The organism is Mesorhizobium sp. M0062 (genome assembly GCF_040323125.1).
Classification (GTDB): domain Bacteria; phylum Pseudomonadota; class Alphaproteobacteria; order Rhizobiales; family Rhizobiaceae; genus Mesorhizobium.
Map to the genome: position 1 here is coordinate 19,879 of NZ_JAMYUO010000041.1, position 20,891 is coordinate 40,769.

At 58.4% G+C, this 20,891-nt stretch carries 15 protein-coding genes and 2 pseudogenes; 13 read left to right on the plus strand and 4 right to left on the minus strand.

Translation table 11 applies throughout. The features are described from left to right. The first annotated feature begins 57 nt into the window (after positions 1–57). The gene (locus NKJ64_RS29315) at positions 58–1,926 is read left to right on the plus strand and encodes an ABC transporter ATP-binding protein (RefSeq protein WP_023727114.1); all 1,869 of its coding nucleotides are present in this window, start codon (positions 58–60) and stop codon (positions 1,924–1,926) included. Further along, positions 1,926–3,818 (plus strand): ABC transporter ATP-binding protein, encoded by a 1,893-nt coding sequence (locus NKJ64_RS29320; RefSeq protein ID WP_023727113.1) that lies wholly within the window; start codon positions 1,926–1,928, stop codon positions 3,816–3,818. Before NKJ64_RS29315 ends, NKJ64_RS29320 begins: the two co-directional genes overlap by 1 nt. A 555-nt stretch (positions 3,819–4,373) precedes the next feature. Here the strand turns inward: NKJ64_RS29320 and NKJ64_RS29325 are convergent. From NKJ64_RS29325 to nifA, 3 genes are all read right to left on the minus strand, one after another. After that, a complete protein-coding gene (locus NKJ64_RS29325; RefSeq protein WP_031194208.1) occupies positions 4,374–5,414 on the minus strand; it encodes an LLM class flavin-dependent oxidoreductase in 1,041 nt (346 codons plus the stop codon). Positions 5,415–5,503: 89 nt separating this feature from the next. Next, positions 5,504–6,643, minus strand: a complete 1,140-nt coding sequence (hisC, locus tag NKJ64_RS29330; protein ID WP_023727112.1) for a histidinol-phosphate transaminase — start codon at positions 6,641–6,643, stop codon at positions 5,504–5,506. Positions 6,644–6,869: 226 nt separating this feature from the next. Then, the gene (gene nifA / locus NKJ64_RS29335) at positions 6,870–8,636 is read right to left on the minus strand and encodes a nif-specific transcriptional activator NifA (RefSeq protein ID WP_023698289.1); all 1,767 of its coding nucleotides are present in this window, start codon (positions 8,634–8,636) and stop codon (positions 6,870–6,872) included. Between the two features lie 1,160 nt (positions 8,637–9,796). Here nifA and NKJ64_RS29340 point away from each other — a divergent pair. From NKJ64_RS29340 to NKJ64_RS30575, 3 genes and pseudogenes are all read left to right on the plus strand, one after another. Continuing rightward, positions 9,797–11,125 carry a dicarboxylate/amino acid:cation symporter gene (locus NKJ64_RS29340; protein WP_031244916.1) on the plus strand — a complete coding sequence of 443 codons (1,329 nt, stop codon included), beginning with the start codon at positions 9,797–9,799 and terminating at the stop codon, positions 11,123–11,125. A gap of 304 nt (positions 11,126–11,429) precedes the next feature. Then, a complete protein-coding gene (locus tag NKJ64_RS29345; RefSeq protein ID WP_023672231.1) occupies positions 11,430–12,461 on the plus strand; it encodes a LacI family DNA-binding transcriptional regulator in 1,032 nt (343 codons plus the stop codon). A 291-nt stretch (positions 12,462–12,752) separates the two neighbouring features. Further along, positions 12,753–12,980 (plus strand): annotated as a pseudogene (locus NKJ64_RS30575) (IS1634 family transposase); the annotation flags it as partial. A gap of 80 nt (positions 12,981–13,060) precedes the next feature. On the opposite strand, the gene NKJ64_RS29350 reads toward NKJ64_RS30575, so the two are convergent. Continuing rightward, complete coding sequence (locus NKJ64_RS29350; RefSeq protein ID WP_352463757.1) at positions 13,061–14,086, minus strand: LysR family transcriptional regulator; 1,026 nt, start codon at positions 14,084–14,086, stop codon at positions 13,061–13,063. A 237-nt stretch (positions 14,087–14,323) separates the two neighbouring features. On the opposite strand from NKJ64_RS29350, the gene NKJ64_RS29355 reads away from it, so the two are divergent. The 8 genes and pseudogenes from NKJ64_RS29355 to NKJ64_RS29390 all read left to right on the plus strand — a co-directional run bounded on the left by NKJ64_RS29355 (position 14,324) and on the right by NKJ64_RS29390 (position 20,656). Further along, entirely contained in the window at positions 14,324–14,917 is a 594-nt protein-coding gene (locus tag NKJ64_RS29355) for a NodA family N-acyltransferase (RefSeq protein WP_023685029.1), read from the plus strand. Then, positions 14,914–15,573 (plus strand): chitooligosaccharide deacetylase NodB, encoded by a 660-nt coding sequence (gene nodB / locus NKJ64_RS29360; protein WP_023685030.1) that lies wholly within the window; start codon positions 14,914–14,916, stop codon positions 15,571–15,573. The genes NKJ64_RS29355 and nodB overlap by 4 nt, the downstream gene beginning before the upstream one ends. 13 nt (positions 15,574–15,586) lie before the next feature. Beyond that, entirely contained in the window at positions 15,587–16,945 is a 1,359-nt protein-coding gene (gene nodC / locus NKJ64_RS29365) for a chitooligosaccharide synthase NodC (protein WP_023687361.1), read from the plus strand. A gap of 13 nt (positions 16,946–16,958) precedes the next feature. Next, positions 16,959–17,588 (plus strand): nodulation methyltransferase NodS, encoded by a 630-nt coding sequence (gene nodS / locus NKJ64_RS29370; RefSeq protein ID WP_023685032.1) that lies wholly within the window; start codon positions 16,959–16,961, stop codon positions 17,586–17,588. 37 nt (positions 17,589–17,625) lie between these two features. Then, positions 17,626–17,859: pseudogene (locus NKJ64_RS29375) on the plus strand (carbamoyltransferase N-terminal domain-containing protein); the annotation flags it as partial. A 54-nt stretch (positions 17,860–17,913) separates the two neighbouring features. Further along, a complete protein-coding gene (gene nodI / locus NKJ64_RS29380) occupies positions 17,914–18,825 on the plus strand; it encodes a nodulation factor ABC transporter ATP-binding protein NodI (protein WP_023685034.1) in 912 nt (303 codons plus the stop codon). Positions 18,826–18,828: 3 nt separating this feature from the next. Next, positions 18,829–19,617 (plus strand): ABC transporter permease, encoded by a 789-nt coding sequence (locus NKJ64_RS29385; protein WP_023685035.1) that lies wholly within the window; start codon positions 18,829–18,831, stop codon positions 19,615–19,617. Between the two features lie 64 nt (positions 19,618–19,681). Continuing rightward, positions 19,682–20,656, plus strand: coding sequence for a LysR family transcriptional regulator (locus NKJ64_RS29390; protein ID WP_023685036.1), 975 nt, complete (start codon positions 19,682–19,684; stop codon positions 20,654–20,656). The last annotated feature ends 235 nt before the right edge of the window (positions 20,657–20,891 follow it).

Genomic DNA, 20,891 nt, shown 5'->3' on the forward strand with positions numbered 1-20,891 from the left:
TGATGATGTCTGCTTCGGCTTTCCTCGAAGGCGCAAAATGCAGTCGGGAATACACCCGTGAACAGTGAAGCTGTCAGCGGCGCAACGAACGCACTGAATTCGTTGGCCCATGTTGAAGCGGCGCGCTGGGGCCGGGATTTGAGTACGCTGTTGCGCATCACGCGTATGAATCTGCGCCATCCGTGGCAGGTTGCCCTCGCTATGGGCTCGACGATCATGGCGGCAATCCTCCAGTTGCTCATTCCCCAGCTTCTCGGCCGGGCTGTCGACCAGACCCAGACAGCTATCGGGGGCGGTGTCGCGGGGGCTGCGGCAGGACAAGCGCTCTGGGCCCCGGCTCTCCTGCTGCTCGCCGTCAGCGCGCTACGCGGCGTTTTCACGATGGCGCAGAACTATTTTGCCGAAGCCGTCGGGCATCATGTCGCGTACGAATTGCGGCTCGCCTACTACGACAAGATCCAGCGTCTCAGCTTTTCCTTTCACGACCGGGCCCATTCAGGCGATCTGATAACCGCCGGAATGCTCGATCTCGAAGGCGTGCGGATGTATTTTTCCACCGGGCTCATGCGGGTGCTCCTGCTGACGATGCTGATCGGGATTGGCGCTTACATGATGATCTCGACCGATCCCGTGCTCGGCTTGGCCGCGCTCAGCTTCGTGCCTTTTGTCGCTTGGCGCTCATCGACCACACAGCTTAAGCTGCGCGCCACCTGGCTCGACCTCTATGAGCGCCTTTCGGTACTAAGCCGCGTGATGAAGGAAAATCTCGCAGGTATCCGTGTGGTCCGAGCTTTTGCGGCTCAATCCTATGAGATGCTGAAGTTCGACGGCGCTTCCAAGAACGCGCTCGACCTCGCCAACGATCTCGTTGACATCTACGTACCCAACACGTCGGCGATGACCTTGTCCTACTTTTTCGCAATGGGATTGGTGCTTGGGATCGGTGGCAACAAGCTCGTCGCTGGCGAGATCAGCGTCGGAACCATGGCGACCTTCCTGACCTTCATGACCATGCTGCAAATGCCAGTCCGCCAGATCGGTCTCATGGTCAATGCGTTTGCCCGCGCTTCTAGCTGCGGTTCGCGGCTTTTCGGTCTCCTCGATCAGGAGATCACCATCAGGGATGCTCTCGAGGCCAGACCGCTTGAGATAAGTGACGGCACTCTGCGCTTCCACAATGTCTCATTTGCCTACCCCAACGCCGAAAACCGCGCCATTCTGAAGAACCTCAGCTTTGAGGCCCGGAGAGGCGAGACGATCGCGATCGTCGGTCCGCCGGGTTCCGGCAAATCGACGATGGCTCATCTGGTCCCCCGCTTTTACGACGTGACCGGTGGCGCCATCACGTTGGACGGCCAGGACATACGCAATGTCACCCTCGAGAGCCTTCGCAAGGCGGTCGCGGTTGTACAGCAGGATGCGTTCCTATTCACCACAACGATCGAGAACAACATCGCTTATGGCGATCCCTGGGCGAAGAGACAGCGAATTGAACGCGCTGGAGAATTCGCCCAGCTCCACGACTACATCCTCGGGCTCCCGGCAGGGTATGAGACGGTCGTGGGCGAACGCGGCGTTTCTCTCTCTGGCGGCCAGCGCCAGCGTCTCACGATTGCTCGCACCATGATGCTGCGCCCCTCCGTCATCATTTTCGACGACTCGATGGCCGCGATCGATGCCGGCACCGAGCTGCGCATTCGCGCGGCGATGCGGCGCTTCGCAAAGGATCGGGTGACGATCATCATCGCGCACCGGCTGAGTGCGCTTAAGCATGCCGATCAAATCCTTTTTGTCGATAACGGCGAAATCGTAGAACGCGGCACGCATGAAGAGCTTCTGGCGAAGCGGGGACGCTACAGGGCCCTTTACGATCTCCAGACGTGCCCGGGTGATAGCATTATTAGCCAGGATGGGGGCGCCCGCTGATGGACCAGGGCCGCGGCGAACTCGAAGCCGAACCTGACGACGGGAGACGCCCTCCGCGCGCGGTCGTCGGCTCGCACCGGATCGAGGAGGAGATGTTCGGCCGGGCTTTCGACAAGAGCATCCTCCGTCGCATCTGGGGCTTCGTCCATCCCTACCGGGCAAAGGTAGTTGTCACGATTGTCGCGATGCTGATCTTCACCGGGACGCAGCTTCTCATCCCCTTGATCATCCGCTACGCGATCGACCTCGGCATGAACCCGGCAAGGCCCGATCGCTCAGCCCAGCTTGCGGCCGTCGGCGCGTTCCTTTCGGCGATTTTGGTCAATTTCGCCGCCGGCTACATGCAGGAAGCCTTGGATGGGAAAATGGCCGAAACTGTCCTGTTCGACATCCGCCGCGCCATGTTTGGCCATCTGCAAAAGGTTTCGCTCTCTTTCATGGACAAGACCGAGGTCGGACGCCTGATGTCGCGCCTGCAAGGCGACGTTAACTCCATACAGGAGTTCCTGGAAACCTCGGTATATTCCCTAGGCGATGTTGCGCTTCTCTTCGGCATCGTTTTCGTAATGCTGTGGCTCGACTTTCGCCTCGGCCTCCTGACGCTATCGGTTCTGCCGATCCTGGTGATCGTCCGCATTGTCTGGTTGCCGCGTGCCCGCGACGCCTTCATGGCTGCACACGAAACCAATTCCGTCGTCAATGGCGCGCTGGCCGAAGCCATTCACGGCGTGCGGACCATACAGTCAATGGACCGCCAGCAGGTGAATTTCAGTCTTTTTGACGATCGGGCCCATGCCAACCTCAGGACCCACCTGATCGCTGCCAGATATGCACTGGTCATGGTGCCCATCGTCGATGGCATCACCGGCCTCGCCTTGGCCGCCGTTATTGTGGTCGGCGGCTCGATGGTCATGAATAGCCGTATAGATGTGGGCGTGTTGGTAGCCTACCTATTTTACATCCAGCGCTTCTTTGACCCGATCCGCTCACTCACCCTGCAATATTCGGTCATGCAGCGCGCCATGGCCTCAGGCAAGCGCCTGACGGATGTGCTCGACGTCAAGATCGATGTTAAGGACAAACCCAATGCCGAGGTGCTTTCGCCCGAAATGGACGGCTCGGTCGAGTTTAGGGACGTCACCTTCGGCTACGATCCGAACCGTTCGGTTCTGAAAAATGTCTCGTTCAAGGTCAATCCGGGCGAGACGGTCGCACTAGTCGGACCGAGCGGTTCTGGCAAATCGAGTGCGATGGCCCTGGTCCACCGCTTCTATGATGTTCAGCAGGGTCAGGTGCTGGTCGGCGGACATGATGTACGCGACCTCACCCAGGAATCGCTCGGCCGCCAGGTCGCCATGGTGCTGCAGGAGCCATTCCTGTTCACCGGGACGGTCTTCGAGAACATTCGATACCAGAAGACGGAAGCCACGCGCGACAAGGTGATCGAGGCGGCCAAGGCTGTCGGCGCGCATGACTTCGTCATGAGCCTCGCCGACGGGTATGAGACCCAACTTGGCGAACGCGGCGACAACTTATCTCTCGGCCAGCGCCAGCTTATCAGTTTCGCCCGCGCCCTCGTCGCTGACGCCAAGATCCTCGTGCTCGACGAAGCTACCGCCAATATCGACAGCTACACGGAATTGCAGATTCAGAAGGCTCTGATCAAGCTGCTTGAAGGGCGGACTGGCCTCGTCATCGCCCACCGTCTCGCCACGGTCCGGGGGGCCGACCGCATCATCGTGCTTCAGAATGGCCAAGTTATTGCGACTGGCAACCACGATGAGTTAATAGCCATGGGCGGCCTGTATTCCAAACTCTACTATCTCAACTACGCCTCCTTCGACGACCTTCCCGAACACGATACCACCGTCCAAGCTGGCTCTCAGACCTGACATCTTGGCGGCCTTGTGGTAGTGGCGTTGACTTTCGGGCGTGTCGGCAGACCACTCAGGCCACCGCATCCGGCCAGCAGCCAGCATTCAAAAACGAGCACTCCTCGCAATTCGTGAAGACCGGCTGCGAACGATTTCCTCCAGCATCGTATCCGACCGCGGTGCACCACCATCATCGGGCGAGCTCGCTGGAGGTGTTGGCTGGGCGTCGCAAAGCCGCTCGCGAGCGCGCCCTCAATAGCGCCGTAGCGAGTGACGGCTTTGCCACCGACGGGCCGCTGATGAAGCTGGATTAGTGGGCGCCGCACCGACGCCGCCCCGGGCGAGAAGAACCTCCTGCGGCTGGCTATGGGCAACGACTAGCGCCAGCGCGACGAGCAGACGCGTGCCGGCATCGTGACGCGCTCGGCTACCCTCTCCTTAGGATCGTGCATGTTCACACGATGGCCCAGACGCCAGCCAACGCACAAAGCTGGTATTCTGTGCCGCCTGCTCGTCGTCAGTTTGGCCTCCTCCCGATTGCCCACCCCACCACGTGCAAGCTCGAGCACATGGTCAGCCAAGTCGAGCCATGATTTCGGATTGAATGGTCCTCGCAGTGTAAAGGGAAGCATCTAGCGGCAGATTTCCAAATGCCATTTGACAAAGCAGGTAGTTGGCACCTGCCTCTTCCAACTGATCTAGCAGAGCTTTTCGCACAGACTCTGCTGATCCTACCACGCACAATTCACTCTCGACTGCCGCATCGAAGGTTAGCGGCAAGTTTGGTGGAGTGGGGATAGCGTTAAGCTCGTAAAGGAATTGGAAGCTCTTGAGCCAGCGTGCGTAAGCAGGTGCCGCGAGCGAATAGGCATGTGTGTCACAACGCCCAATCACGACCATGCGGAGCAATCCGACAAATCTCCCTTGATCCCCCCCGCCTGCGTTGTCCTCTCGATAGGCGCGGAACGCATCAGTAGTTTTGCGAACAGAAGAGGAAGGTCCTACACACGCGATATTTGTTCCATTCGCAGCGGCCCAAGCTGTGGACTCGGGTCGATTGGCAGCGACCCATGTGGGCGGATGTGGACGCTGATGAGGTCTTAGCGTCAAAGGAACGTCATTGAGATCAAAATGGCGGCCTTGATAGCATAGCGTGCCGACCTCCCTCGAATTCACAAGTATTTGCATAAGAATTTCGCTGGCTTCGGCATAACGGCCCGGCACCGCGTCCGCACCAATCCCGAAGTAGCCCAATTCGGTCGGGAGAGCACCGCGCCCTATGCCCAGTTCGAGCCTGCCACCGCTCAACTGGTCCAGCATACAGATCTCTTCGAACGCACGCAGCGGATGATAAAGCGCAAGCAGCATCACCAAGGGTCCGAGACGCAAGCGCCGGGTGCGCTGGGCGACGCTCGATAAGAACAGATTCGGCGATGGACCTCTCCCATGGGGAGTACAGTGGTGTTCTGCGAGATGATAGGCATAGAACCCTAGCTGATCGCACGCCTCTGCTAATATCAGGCGATCTTCGTACTGCCGGCCTATATCGCGGCCATCCTCATCCAAATGATCGAAGATGCCGAAAGCCAGGTTTGAAGGAAAGACGTTTGTCACTCTTTAAGTCCCCGATTTTAAAAGCAGGCTGTTTTTCTTGCTGGGATCACCAGCAAGTCGGAAGAGATGTGTGTGATCGCCGATTAGCGTCAGCGTAACGAAGAAGCAGAGCCTGACGCTTCCCTGCCTCTGGAGCTTGGCACCGTTAAGCTTCCAGCAATGTCGCCAGCGGCAGCAAGAAATTCATCCATCTGCTCTTTTGTGCCGATGCTGACGCGGATACAGTGTTCCAAGCCTTTGTCCGGAAAAAACGCGACAAGTATCTTTTGCCTCTCCAATGCTGCTTGCCACCATGAGCCGTCCTGTCCCGCGGGCACACGGGCCAGCAAGAAATTTGCGCGGGAGGGTGTTACGGAAAATCCGAGTTGCGATAATGCAACTGTCACTCGCTCTCGTTCATCCTTGATGTGCTTGTGGTTGTCTGCGTAGGCGCCGCGATGCGCAAGCACGCTGATACCTACGGCATGCCCGATCACGTTCATGTTGAAGACGTTCTGGATGTTTCGCAGCCTTCCAATAATTTCAGGGTGACCGAAACCGAAACCGACGCGAATGCCGGCGGCGGCATAGCTTTTCGAGAATGACCTCAAGATCAGAAGGTTCGAATACCGGTTGATGAGGCGCAGTCCGTGATCGGGTGCAAAGTCGACGTATGCCTCATCAAGGACAATCAAGCGGTCCGATTGTGCTACGAGGCGTTCGATATCGCTGATCGGGAGGAATGTTCCGGTCGGATTGTTTGGATTGGCCAACATAATAAACTTGGCGTCTTTTGCCGGACCGGAAAGCAATTGCTCCATTGGCAGGGAATGAGCTTGACATCCGATTTCGAGGAACTCAGCGCCCTGAAGCATGGCAAGTTTGCGGTTGAACGAAAACCCTGGCGACATCATCGCAACCTTGTCGCCGGGTGCGAGGAAAGCTCTGTAGATCAGTCCGAGCAGTTCAGACGACCCGTTGCCAGCGATGACCTGATCCCTGGAAACGCCATAGGCGCTGGACGCTGCTTCCCTCAGTCTGAAGTTGTCGTCATCCGGATATAGATACTGGCGCTTGAGGGCCGCCACTGCACTTTGCATTATGATTGGCGGCAACGGAAACGGGTTCTCATTCGTATTCAGCTTGATAAAATTTCCGTCCGGCGCTGGTCCGTTGGACGGCAGAGCATCTAACTGTCGTGTCACTTGCGAAAGAGCCGAAAGCACAGTTTGCAGTTTTGCATCGGACATATTTTACTCCGTTTCAGTCACACAGGGGGCATCCGTATGAGCTCGCAACGAGAGCAACATGGCGGACGAGATTGACGATGGCAGGGTTGCCTTTCACACAATGGTCGCAGCGCCGGCTGACATGGAATTCGGCCAGGCTGTCCTCGGTCGAATCGAGTTGACGCGGACGCGGATCTGCATCGCTGCGCGGCGCTAAGCGGCTCAGCTCATGCCCAGGGTCATGCTTTCAAAGACGCTTGATCTCGACGCCATATTTCCTCAGCACGTAGCCAATCTGACGCGGGGTCAGCCCAAGCAGGCGCGCTGCCTTTGCCTGCACCCAGCCACATCTTTCCATGGCAGCAATGACGCGCTCTATGTCGGGCGTCCTCGCCCCAATTGGGTGGGTTGCGCCGGCAAGCGGGACTGTAGTCGCGGCCGAACTGGCGGCCGCGTCCGGCGGCGTGGCCAAATTCGCTGACTCCGACAGGATCGGCGGTGGTTGCAGCGCGGCCTTGCCCGATCTGCACTTCCACAGCGCCTCGGCAAAGCATTGGCCTTGGGAGCAGGCAAAGTCGTTTCTCCCGATTGACAGTCCCTCGGCCAGGATCGCTGTCCGGTGCACGCAATTTTCAAGCTCGCGAATGTTGCCGGGAAACTCACATTTCATGAGCACTTCAATCGCACGCGGATCGAAGGTGAGCGTACAGCCGTTCTCGTTGTTGAACTTCTTGAGAAACTCAGCTGCGAGGAGCGGAATATCGCTGCGCCTTTGGCGCAATGCTGGTACCAGCAAGGGAACCACGTTGATGCGGTAGTACAGGTCGGCGCGGAACTCATTCCTTGCAACCGCCTCTTCCAGGTTCCTGTTCGTGGCGGCAATCACGCGAACATCGACCTTGATGGTCTGATTGCTGCCGACACGCTCAAACTCCTGCTCCTGCAGCACGCGCAGTAGCTTTGCCTGGAACGAGGCCGAGATCTCGCCAATCTCATCCAGAAACAACGTCCCCTTGTCAGCGAGCTCAAAGCGCCCCTTGCGGGAATTGAATGCGCTTGTGAAGGCACCCTTCTCATGACCGAACAATTCGGATTCCAGGACTGTCTCTGGGAGCGCTGCACAATTGAGTTTAACGAAGGGCCGCTTGGCGCGCGGCGACAACTCGTGAATTGCCTTGGCAGCCAGCTCCTTCCCGGTACCGGACTCACCTCGCAACAGAACTGTGGTTTTTGCCTTCGCTACGACCGCGATCTTCTCCAGCAGTGCGCTTATCGCCGGACTGTCACCAATCATCCCCTCGACGTGAACCTTTTTGCGCCGGGGTGCAGGGTGCTTAACATCAGAAAATTTCGTTTGCAGCCGATGTTCCAGCTCCGGCGCTCGCTCGCTGTCGGCCGCGGAGAAGCGATGCAACTTGACTGTCTGTCCCACCATGTTGGCAATCATGGTGAGCAGCCGGACATCATCGTCGAGCCGATAGCTTGACCTGCTTTCCAAAACCCGGTCCAAAGTCAGCGCGCCTATGGCGTTCCCATCAACACGAATGGGAACGCCGATGAACGACACGGCGTCGGAGGCCCCAAGCACCTCGATATCAGTGGCAGTGAAGGTCGGATGCATCGCTATGTCGTCGGCGACGAGCGGCGTGTCGGTCGTCACAATCTGATCGATGGCGTTGCGCGGCAGGCGCGACCGGGAGGGCTCATTGCCGTTCGTGCCGCAGCCGCTGGCCACTGTGATGTCCAGTCCGCCCTCGGCATCGCAGAGAGCGATGATGCCGTGCCGCATCTGCACAAACGAGTGCAGGAGATCGACTACCTTGGCCAACTTGAGTTCGAGCCGGGCGGCATCGGCGAGTACTTTCGATATTTCGAAGATGCCGGTTAGCGCGCGCTCGTGCAATGCCACATTCGCAGGATTCGTGTCGGGCTTTGGACAACCCTTTATCGCATTCGGCAGCGATATGCCGCAGTCGCGGGCATTCTGTTCTGACTTGCTAATGTTGTGGTGCATGTGATCCTCGATCTCGCGCCATCAAATCTAGGCTGGCGGCATGTGCGCCCGCGACGTCGCGGGCACGCGCGAAAATGCTCCGACGTGAACTCGTGCCGCCGCCGTGTGGTCGAGTGCAAAGCGGGTCTAGCCCTGACGCATCGCTTGGCTACTCCCTCCACGAAGCTTGGCCACTGTTATTGGCTTACCCCGGGCAAACACACGTTGTTTTCAAAAGACTGGAGCGAGGCGGCATAGTCAATCGAGCTTTCTTTCATCTGTGAAAGGAAACCTCGCGGCCTATGATAGGATTCATCAGTTCTATCTTTGCGTTGAAGCAGAAATACCTGGGCCGGCCATGCGTTGCCCGAGCGGCTGACCGCGCGGAGTGTAAATGCGGGGCCGTGCCATTCACCAGCGCCCGCGAAGGAGGGGCGGGAGCGATAGTAACCGCCAACGGCACTGGTCGGTTGCGGCAACCGCCATCTTTCTCGAGTTGATCAGGCGGCGGCGATGTCGGGTGTGAAGGCGCGAAGCTGGCGTCGAGTACGACTTCGTAGGCGGTGCTCGCAACTTTATGAATCGCATCGTCGTGTCAGCACCATCACCAGCCTGGGGCCGAAATCGGCACACTCAATGAGCGTATCGAAAAGTCTGAACAGATTACGATGCGACCGCTTGAGAACGGCTGCCCCTGCTGCGGGCGTTGATTTGCAAAATGGGTCGTCCAAAGGACCGTCCGAATTTATTCTGTGCATTGCAGTGGCTGCATGGTCGTAGGCTGTCCAGAAACGAGCGCTTCCGAACAGGGGTAAGTTAGCCTGACATCTGGACGGCCTTGAACAGGCGACCTATTGGTACGCGCTGGCGCCAACGATGGGGCCCGGTCCAAAGCCGGCTAACGAGGACCCCACCACGCTCTGTGCAGCAAACCGCTAGCCAGAGGGATCGACCGGCAGCACTCTGCCAGAGACCATCAAGGGCGTTCGGACCGCGACCTTGCCCGCTGGTCTGACACCGCATTCCTCCATCATTGGCGAGCCCACGTCAGTTCAGGTGATGCGGATTCATCTGGCATGGGTATTGCGGCGGCGTTGGTGCAGCGTTCGACCGGAGCGCCGCGATAGGGAGAAGCCCGGGAGAAGTCACGCCACCTCGATCCGGTCAGGGAGAGAGAAACAGTGTCAGGTGCACAAGTCCGCGGCGCGAGTCCCGCGCCCCGCAAACCCTTCTACACCAAGCTCTACGCCCAGGTGCTTGCCGCCATCGCGCTCGGCGTCGCAATTGGCTATTTTTATCCGGAGACCGGCGAGAGCCTGAAGCCGCTGGGTGATGCCTTCATCAAGCTGGTCAAGATGATCATCGCGCCTGTCATCTTCCTGACAATTGCGACCGGCATTGCCGGCATGAACGATCTTCATAAGGTCGGCCGGGTCGCCGGCAAGGCAATGGTTTATTTCCTCACCTTCTCAACGCTCGCGCTGATCGTCGGCCTCATCGTCGCCAATGTCGTCCAGCCTGGCGACGGCCTGAACATCGATCCGGCCTCGCTCGATGTCCAGGCCGTGAATACCTATGCCGCAAAAGCCAAAGCGCAGTCGGTCACCGGCTTCCTGATGAACATCATCCCGCCAACGATCGTCGGTGCCTTCGCGGAAGGCGACATCCTGCAGGTGCTGTTCTTCTCGGTTCTGTTCGGCATGGCGCTTGCGATGGCCGGAGAGACGGGCAAGCCTGTCGTTTCCTTCCTCCAGGCGCTCATTGTGCCTGTCTTCAAGCTCGTCGGAATTCTGATGAAGGCCGCGCCGATCGGCGCTTTTGGCGCGATGGCCTTCACCATCGGCAGATATGGCATCGGTTCGGTAGTCAACCTCGCGATGCTGGTCGCGACGTTCTATTTCACCGCCTTCCTCTTCGTGTTCGGGGTTCTCGGCGCAGTCTGCCGCTACAACGGCTTTTCGATTTGTTCTCTCATTCGTTACATCAAAGAAGAGCTGCTGCTTGTCCTCGCAACGTCCTCCTCGGAGGCGGCGCTCCCGTCGCTGATGGAGAAAATGGAGAAGGCGGGCGCCAGGCGTTCGGTTGTGGGTCTCGTCATCCCGGCCGGATATTCGTTCAATCTGGACGGCACGAATATCTACATGACGCTAGCGGCTCTCTTCATCGCACAGGCGACGAACACGGATCTGTCCATCGGCGATCAGGTGCTGCTGCTGCTCGTAGCAATGCTTTCCTCCAAGGGCGCTGCAGGTGTGACAGGTGCGGGCTTCATCACCCTGGCGGCTACGCTCGCGGTAGTTCCGAGTGTTCCCGTTGCTGGGATGGCACTGATACTCGGCATCGACCGATTCATGTCCGAATGCCGGGCGCTCACGAATTGCGTCGGCAACGCAGTGGCATCCCTCGTCGTCGCACGCTGGGAAGGAGAGTTGGACCGAGCACAGATGAAAGCTGCCTTCAGCGGTCATCAGCTTACCGAGGCATCAAACCGGCTACCCTCCTGCAAGTAAGATGGGCGGCCCACGACCTGTGAAGTCGCTTAGCTGGTCACATAACTGAACGACCGACCCGCAGCCTCTAAACGGCTCCTCACGGACCATGTATCAGAAGCGCTAAATGTGTGAGTGCAAATCGTCACCGCCCTTTAAGCGAATGAGCCTTTCAGTATACCCGGCCGGTTTACGTCTGCAATGATGTTCGTCCAACACGCTGTGGCCATTCGTATGGGGACGTCTTCACTTTGCCACCCGAAACCGAAACGCGTTAGGCGGACAGAGAGCCGGCCCGCGTCAAAAACCAATCAGAATAGGACCTATGACCAAGCGCCCCACAATTGCCGATCTCGCCCGAGAAGCCCGAGTCAGCGTAGCAACGATCGATCGGGTTCTGAACGCCCGCCATCCGGTGCGCGAGGAGACCGCGCGGCGGGTCCACGACGCCGCCCAGGCGATCGGCTATCATGCTGCCGGGCTAATCAAGCAGCGGTTGCGGCGAGACCTACCGCACTACCGTCTGGGCTTCATCTTGAGAAAACCGGCCCAGCATTTCTACCAAGATTTTGCGCGCGAGGTCGAAGCATCGGTCAATTTGGCCCAGTCCTTCCACGGCATTCCGCTCGTCGAATTCGCCCCGTCACATATGCCGAGCGACCTGATCGCGCCGCTCAAGGAGTTGGGCGCACGCTGCCATGCAATCGCGATGGTGGCACCGGACCACCCGAAAATCACAGCAGCGGTTGAGGACCTCAAGGCCAAGGGCATTCCGGTTTTCTCGCTGCTTTCCGACTTCGCCGCCGGCGTGCGACAGGGGTATATCGGCCTCAACAACCGCAAGGTGGGGCGCACGGCCGCTTGGATGGTGTCCAAGGTCGCAAAACGGCCCGGCAAAGTGGCGGTGTTTGTCGGCAGCCATCGTTTCCAGGGGCACGAGCTCCGTGACGTCGGCTTTCGCTCCTATTGCCGTGAGAACGCGCCCACGTTCGAGGTGCTGGATCCGGTCATGAACCTTGAGAAGCGGCAGATCACCTACGAGGCAACGCTTGATCTCATGCAGCGGGAGCCCGAGCTCGTCGGCTTCTATGTCGCCGGCGGCGGCATGGAGGGCGCGATCTCCGCGCTCCGAGAAGAGGGCAAAAGTCGGGATCTCGTCGCGATCGTGAATGAAATCACACCTGAGTCTCGGGCAGCGCTTGCAGATAACATCGTCACGATGGCGGTCGCCACGCCAATGCGCCGGCTTTGCCAGGAGCTGATAACGCTGATGACACGGGCTATCGAGACCGGCACCGCTGAAACACCCGGACAGACATTTCTGCCGTTCGACATCCATCTGCCGGAAAATATATGAAGGCGGAAGCGCGAGGTAGATTGCCTAGATCCGCAGCGTCAACATCCACCGGCTTCACTTGCCAACATGCCCGAAGTTCTCGTGCAGGGGGTGTGGTCAATGATCCCGCACGGCAAGAGCCGAGCGAGGCCAGCACAGTCCATTTGGGGTCGACCTCGTCGACCGCCATCTCCTCGCCTGGCTGCACGTGACAAGCCGCGGCACAGCCGGCAAGGTAGGAATTTAACCGGGCTAACCATCTTCTGGGACTTCGCACGCAAATCGAGGCGGCAGTCAATTCAGTAGCAGCCCGGGCGTGTGTTCTGCTCGTTCCGGCCCCTCGCACTTAGCAAGGAACTGCGCCGCTCTGCCGGGCCAAAGGCCCGACGCCCGAAGGGCGCCCGCTCCTACGCGATCGCGTCCGCCTCCAGAAGCCGCCATCGAAAAGAATGCTCGCGTCGTCACCACCTACGGCCAAAGCGGGCAATCAAGGCAGCTGGCATCACTCTGCCACACATCCTCGACGAGCAACTCGCCTGAGATCAGCCCCAGAACGTAGGTTACACGCGCCGCGCCGGCGCTTGTCGAACATGCTGATCAGCCTGTATTACAGGCGGTGATTAGGTGGGGCTCAACATCTTCCGGGACTTCGCACGCGATTTCGAGGTGGCAGTCGGTACCAAGAAACGAAAGGTCGGATCGGCGTGCCCGAGACGCTCAATAATTTCAGGCAAAGGCGCCAGGCGAGATGCCTCCTGCAACATCATTTCCCGCATCCACATGCTTGCCGGATCACTATTGTGAAGCTCAGGCCATTGGACGGCTTCCGTGAATGCAGGAGGAGGAAGTGGCGGCGGAAGTTGGACAATCCGCAGGGGTGTTGTTTTTGCGAAATGCTGCGCCAGCCGTAAGGGCATGGTCCCGATGCGGCTGGTGCCTGACAGGACGGGCGGGATCAGGCTAAAGCCCTGTACGACAACTTCGATACGTCTCTCGAAACCGTGCTCGAGCAAATACCATTCCTCCATGGTGGGCTGCCGGGTGTGCCTGAATTTGAGCACAACATGTCCCATGCACAAGTATCGCTCGAATGTAAGTGGCTCCGACAGCTGCTTGTTCGTGCCGCAGCCTACGCCTACGAGCTTATCTTCGAACAGGGCTGCGCGAGGATGTTTCGACATGAACACTTCCGGCATGATCAGAAAATCAACGTCGCCGCGCCGGAGAAGCTCCTCGGGGTCGTCGCAAATAGGCAGACATTCAAAGCGAACGGCGGGAGCTTCCCGCGCAGCGCGCTCTACTATCGTCCTAAAAAATACGAGCGTGATGTAATCGGAAAGCATGATTCGGAAGAGGCGATCCGATTGGGCCGGGTTGAAGGCGTCGGGGGAAATAATCGATAGCTGGATGTGCAGCAATGCATCCCGGACTGCTGGAGCGAGCCCGTCGGCGCGCGGTGTCAAAATGAGCTCGCGGCCGTTCATCGTAAATAGCTCATCGTTGAAATAGGCGCGTAGCCGAGCAACGGCGGCGCTCATGGCCGGCTGGCTCAGGTTGATACTGCGAGCCGCGGCAGTGACTTTACGCTCCCTCATCAGAGCGTCCAGCACAACGAGGAGATTTAGATCCAGCCCTTTAAAACGCATGTCATGTTCTATCCAACGTGTGGATGCGTATCATTCAAACAATCAATTTTACGAATTTACGAGCCATGCATTAGAGGAACGGAAAGTGAGCGACGTCAAGCTCAAATCGACGACACGGGCCGGAACTCGAGAGAGCGTCTGGCTCACCTTCGCCAACGACAACGGCTGAGTGCAGCCACCAACGCCGCTTTGGTCGAGTAATGCGGCCGCAAAAACCAATATGAAGAGAGGTCCTGAATGCGCCATCAGGTGCAGTGGAAGTTGTGCTGGGAAAACGAGTTGCAGCTCTCCGATCACGTTAAGCTCGCCGAGTTCTTTCGTGATACGTACGGGCCGACTGGGGCGTCCAACGCAGAACCGTTCGAAGGTAGTCGAAGCTGGGCCGGAGCCAGGCCTGAACTCCGCGTAATCGCCTATGATTCAAGCGGTGTAGCGGCTCACATGGGCATACTGCGCCGTTTCATCAAGGTCGACGCGGTCGACCTGTTGGTGGCTGAACTGGGCCTGTACGGGGTACGTCCGGACCTTGAGGGTCTGGGAATCGCCCATTCAATCCATGTCATGCTTCCAATACTGCAGGAGCTTGGCGTTCCATTCGCTTTCGGAACGGTCAGGGACGCGATGCGGAATCATGTTGAGAGGTTCGGACGGCGATACAGCCCTATGGCCGTTTTGTCGGGAATTCGCGTGCGCTCCACCCGACCAGAGGCCCGCCTCGACCTGCCGCCCACACGCATCGATGACGCACTCACAATTGTTCTGCCAGTTGGACGGCCGATCAGCGAATGGCCCACGGGCACGATGATAGATCGGAACGGACCAGAGCTATGAGCCGGTCCGATTGCTTGTACGAAGTGCGCCGTGAGTGCTCTGACGGCACCGGCCGTCGAAGCGTTTATCTGACGTTTGACGACGGTCCCAATCCACTTTTCACACCGGAGATTCTCGACGTGCTGGCAGAGCAGCGGGTGCCGGCGACTTTCTTCGTCATCGGCGCCTACGCCTTAGAGCACCCATATCTAATCCAACGGATGATCGCAGAAGGGCACGAGGTAGGCAACCACACGATGTCTCATCCGGATCCGTACCAATGCGGTTTCGGCGAAGTGCAACGTGAGGTCTTTGAAGCGAACGACGCGATCATGAGAGCGTGCCCGCAGGCCTCGGTCCGCTTTGTTCGCGCGCCCTACGGCGCCTGGAGCGAAGAAGTCTGCACAGCATCACAGATCGCCGGGCTGGCGGCCCTTCATTGGTCCGTCGACCCTCGAGATTGGTCTCGCCCTGGAGTCGAGGCGATTATCGATAAAGTGCTCGCCTCCGTCCGGCCGGGCGCAATTGTACTCTTGCACGACGGATGCCCTCCCGGCGAGTTGAGCCAGGGCGCTCACGCCGGCATGCGCGACCAGACGGTCACGGCGCTGTCCCGGCTGATTCCAGCACTGCGTGAGCGCGGATTTGTAATCCGCTCACTTCCTCAACATCACTGAACAACGAGATCCCATGACTCTTCTTGGTACAACCAGCACTGTGGCCATTTCGCTTTATGCACTGCTCTCGACTGCCTATAAGAGCATGCAAGGGCTTTATGCTATGCCGACAAAGGATTCGTCGGCGTTGGAGGTTCTCGCCGGCTCCGACAAACTGCCCAGCGTCGATGTCATCGTCCCCTGCTTCAACGAGGATCCGCGCACGCTTTCAGAGTGCCTGGCTTCCATTGCAGACCAAGAATACGCCGGAAGACTTCGGGTCTATTTGGTTGATGACGGTTCTGGAAATCGCGAAGCCTTAGGAACTGTCCACGAAGACTACGCGCGCGACCCCAGGTTCGACATCATTTTGCTTCCCGAGAATGTTGGAAAGCGCAAGGCGCAGATCGCCGCGATACGACGCTCATCAGGGGATCTGGTGCTTAACGTTGATTCAGACACGGTACTCGCGCCCGACGTCATTTCCAAGCTTGTACCGAAGATGCGAGATTCAGCGGTCGGCGCAGTCATGGGTCAGTTGACGGCCAGTAACCGAACCGAGAGCTGGCTGACCAGGCTGATAGACATGGAGTACTGGCTGGCTTGCAACGAGGAGCGCGCGGCACAGGCTCGCTTCGGTGCCGTTATGTGCTGTTGCGGCCCATGTGCCATGTACCGCCGGTCTGCGCTCCTTTTGTTACTGGACCAGTACGAGTCGCAATTTTTTCGGGGCAAGCCAAGCGACTTCGGTGAGGATCGCCATCTCACTATCCTGATGCTGAAAGCAGGCTTTCGAACCGAATACGTTCCGAGCGCCATCGCGGCCACAGTCGTTCCGAACAGACTCGGACCGTATCTGCGCCAACAACTCCGTTGGGCACGAAGCACATTCCGGGACACACTGCTTGGGCTGCGCTTGCTGCCTAGCCTAAATAGCTATCTCACGTTGGACGTGGTCGGACAGAATCTCGGCGCGCTACTCCTCGCCCTATCGGTATTAACGGGCCTCGCACATTTCGCACTGACAGGCACTGTGCCTTGGTGGACAGGACTGATGATTGTGTCCATGACCATGCTCCGATGCAGCGTGGTAGCATTTCGTGCTCGACAATTTCGATTTCTTGGCTTTTCGCTGCACACGTTCATCAACGTCTTTCTCTTGCTTCCGTTGAAGGCCTACGCGCTGTGTACCTTGAGCAATAGCGATTGGCTGTCGCGAAGCTCTGCTGTCGCTACATCGAACACTGGGGGAAAACAGGCCCCCACCCAAGCTCCGATCACTGGTTCCAGCAGGGCAGAACTCTCGCCCCATTCGGCTCCGCTTCGCAGGCTCAGTCTTGCGCGGGATTCTTCGGAATTAGTCCTGTCGGACAACATTTGCGGCGACGATTGATCGCAAATACCTAATGGACGAGAGGTGCACGAGTTTGACCCAGAACGTGAATCATCAGTTGCTTGATCGGGAATTGGCCGCCGACGATCCGTGGGGCCTCGACGGCAATCCATTCGAGCGGAAGCGCCACACGCAAATGCTCCAGCTGGCGCTTGCCCAAGGCTCCATTACAAATGCCCTCGAAGTCGGGTGCGCTGCCGGCGCATTCACGGAAAAACTAGCCCCCTACTGCCAAGGGCTCACCGTCATCGATGTCGTGGCGCAAGCGATTGCTCGAGCACGTCAACGGATAAAGGAGCCGTCGCGCATCAACTGGATAGTCTGCGATGTTCAACAGTTTTCGACCGACGAGTTGTTTGACGTGATCGTTGTGGCGGAGGTCCTCTACTACCTCGGAGACATAGCCGAGATGCGCGCGGCCGTCAAAAACCTGGTGCGGGTGCTTGCGCCAGGCGGGCATCTGATCTTCGGATCGGCAAGGGATGCTAATTGCCGTCGCTGGGGTCACGCCGCTGGTGCTGAGCCGGTCATCGCCATGCTGAACGAAACGTTGATCGAGGTAGAGCGGCTTGAGTGTCGGGGCGAGTCGGTCAACGAAGACTGCTTGCTCGTCCGTTTCCGGAATCCGATTTCCGCTTCCTGATGAATCTCGAATCTATCGCCGTTAACGTGGAGACACTATGCGCATCTGTGGTACCAAGCTGACCCATGATGGGGCGATCGCCCTGGTCCAGGATGGACGGCTCGTCTTCTGCGATGACCAGGAAAAGCGGCACAACGATCCGCGATACCAATCCATCGATAATCTCGACGCAATTGTCGCCGCTTTAGCGGAGCAGCGGCTAGATCCTTGTGATGTCGATCAGTTCGTTATCGACGGCGGGGATGACGAAGACGAGTCACAGTTTCAGGTCGGCAGGGAACCAAGCAACCGCCAGTTTTGTCGTCCCTCTCGGTAAAATGAACCCATGTCCATGATAGCGATCGACCTTACTGACGTAAGCAAAACTTATGACAAGCTCGTTGTCGACAGGCTGTCGTTCCGCGTTGCGGCGGGGGAATGCTTCGGGCTCTTGGGACCGAACGGCGCGGGCAAAAGCACGATTGCGCGTATGGTCCTCGGCATGACATCGCCTGATGCGGGGAAGATTACTGTGCTCGGCGCTCCAGTGCCGGCGCGCGCGCGTTTGGCACGTATGCGCATCGGCGTGGTCCCGCAGTTCGACAATCTTGATGCCGCGTTCACTGTACGCGAGAACCTGTTGGTGTTCGGGCGCTACTTCCGGATGAGCAGACGCCAGATCGATGCGGTCATACCATCGCTGCTTGAGTTCGCCCGCCTCGAGAACAAAGCGGATGCGCGCGTCGCCGAACTGTCCGGCGGCATGAAGCGGCGCCTGACGCTTGCGCGTGCGCTCATCAATGACCCGCACTTGCTGGTGATGGACGAGCCGACCACCGGCCTCGATCCGCAGGCCCGCCACCTGATCTGGGATCGGCTGCGGTCGCTGCTGGCGCGGGGCAAGACTATTCTTTTGACTACCCATTTCATGGAAGAGGCCGAGCGGCTGTGCGATCGGCTGTGCGTTATGGAGGAGGGGCGCAAGATCGCCGAAGGTCGCCCGTCCGAACTCATTGACGAGCAGATCGGCTGTGACGTGGTGGAGGTCTACGGCGGCAATCCGCATGAACTGGGTGCGCTGATCCGGCCGTACGCACAGCGCATCGAGGTGAGCGGTGAGACGCTTTTTTGCTATGCCCCCGATCCGGAGCAGGTGCTGGCGCAGCTACGCGGGCGCACGGGTCTACGCCTTCTGCAGCGTCCCCCCAATCTCGAGGATGTGTTTTTGCGGTTAACCGGGCGCGAGATGGAGGACTGAACAATGGGCGAACGTTATGCGGCGGGCATGCCCGCCAATGCGTGGAATTGGGTCGCGGTTTGGCGCCGCAACTATCTTGGATGGAAGAAAATCGGGCTTGCATCGGTTCTCGGCAACCTCGCCGATCCGATGATCTATCTGTTCGGTCTCGGCTTTGGCATCGGAACAATGATAGGTCCTGTTGAGGGCACTTCGTACATTGCGTTTCTCGCGGCTGGCATGGTTGCCACAAGCGTGATGGCATCGGCGACCGCTGAAACGGTCTACGGGAGTTTCGGCCGCATGGGCGACCAGCGCACCTGGGAAGGAATGCTATGCACTCAGCTGACGCTCGGCGATATCTTACTCGGCGAATTGGCGTGGGCAGCCACGAAGGCCCTCATGGCGGGCACAGCAATCACTATTGTTGCCACCACGCTCGGCTACGCATCGTGGCCATCCATCCTCTGCTTGCTGCCAGTCATCGCTCTCAATGGCCTCGCCTTCGCGAGTCTAGCGATGGTCGTCACGGCGCTTGCGCCCAGTTATGAATATTTCATATTTTATAATACGCTTGTTATTACACCCATGCTGTTCCTTTGCGGCGCGATGTTTCCGGTCAACCAATTGCCCGGCGCTTTTCAGTATGCTGCCTCCTTATTACCGCTCGCACATGCAATCGACCTCATTCGTCCAGCGATGCTTGGCCGTCCGATTGACAAAATGGGCCTGCATATCGGCGCGCTTTGCATATACACATTTTTGCCCTTCTTCTTTTCGATTGCTCTTTTTCGTCGAAGGCTGATGCGTTGACGCTACTCACCATTCGAATTGAATGTTTGGTCGCAACCCATTCACACGCCGCCTAGATCAAGACATGCGTTTTAAGGGACTCGATCTGAATCTCCTCGTTGTGTTGGACGCTCTGGTCAGGGAACGTAAAGTCACCGCGGCGGCCCGCAGTATTAACCTGAGCCAGCCGGCAATGAGCGCCGCCGTTGCTCGGTTACGCGCCTATTTCAGCGATGAGCTATTTACGATGAGCGGCCGCGAGCTCATTTTGACACCTCGCGCTGAGGGGCTCGCCCCAGCAGTCAGGGAGGCATTGCTGCACATCCAGCTATCGATTATTTCCTGGGACGCCTTCAACCCAGCCCAATCGGATCGTCGCTTCCGGATTATCCTTTCCGATTACATCACGCTCGTATTTTTTAAGAAGATCGTAGAACGTGCTGCGCGGGAAGCTCCCGCCGTCCGCTTTGAATGTCTCCCTATTTCCGACGACCCCGAGGAGCTTCTCCGGCGCGGCGACGTTGATTTTCTGATCATGCCGGAAGTGTTCATGTCGAAACATCCTCGCGCAGCCCTGTTCGAAGATATGCTCGTGTGCGTAGGCTGCGGCACGAACAAGCAGCTGTCAGAGCCACTTACATTGGAGCGATACTTATCGATGGGGCAGGTTGTGTTCAAATTCGGGGACACTCGGCAGCTCTCCATGGAGGAATGGTATTTGCTCGAGCACGGTTTCGAGAGACGCATCGAAGTTGTCGTACACGGCTTTAGCCTGATCCCGCCCGTTGTATCAGGCACCAGCCGCATCGGGACCATGCCCTTACGGCTGGCGCAGCATTTCGCAAAAACAACACCCCTGCGGATTGTCAAACTTCCGCCGCCACTTCCTCCCGCATTCACGGAGGCCGTTCAATGGCCTGCGCTCCACAATAGTGATCCGGCAAGCCTGTGGATGCGGGAAATGATGTTGCAGGAGGGATCTCGTATGATTCCTCTGCCTAAGAGCACCGGACGTCTGAGTTGTCCCCAAATTGAGAAACTGCCCCCCCCTCGACTATGAGAGGAGGCATGGATGGCGATCCCCCGCCGCCTGCGACCCCGCAACTGCTCAGCAGAAGGGCGAAGCGCACGAGAGTGCATCCATTTCGTAAATGTGTGCCTATCCAAGCAATCGATTTCTGCAACTGTCCGATGACGAATATGAACGCGCCTGAAGGTGTGGAGGCGGAAGCCTGTTCGGGCCCTTGCGGCCGACCACGATGAATCCCTTCCAAACTTTCAGCCGGACGGTGTTG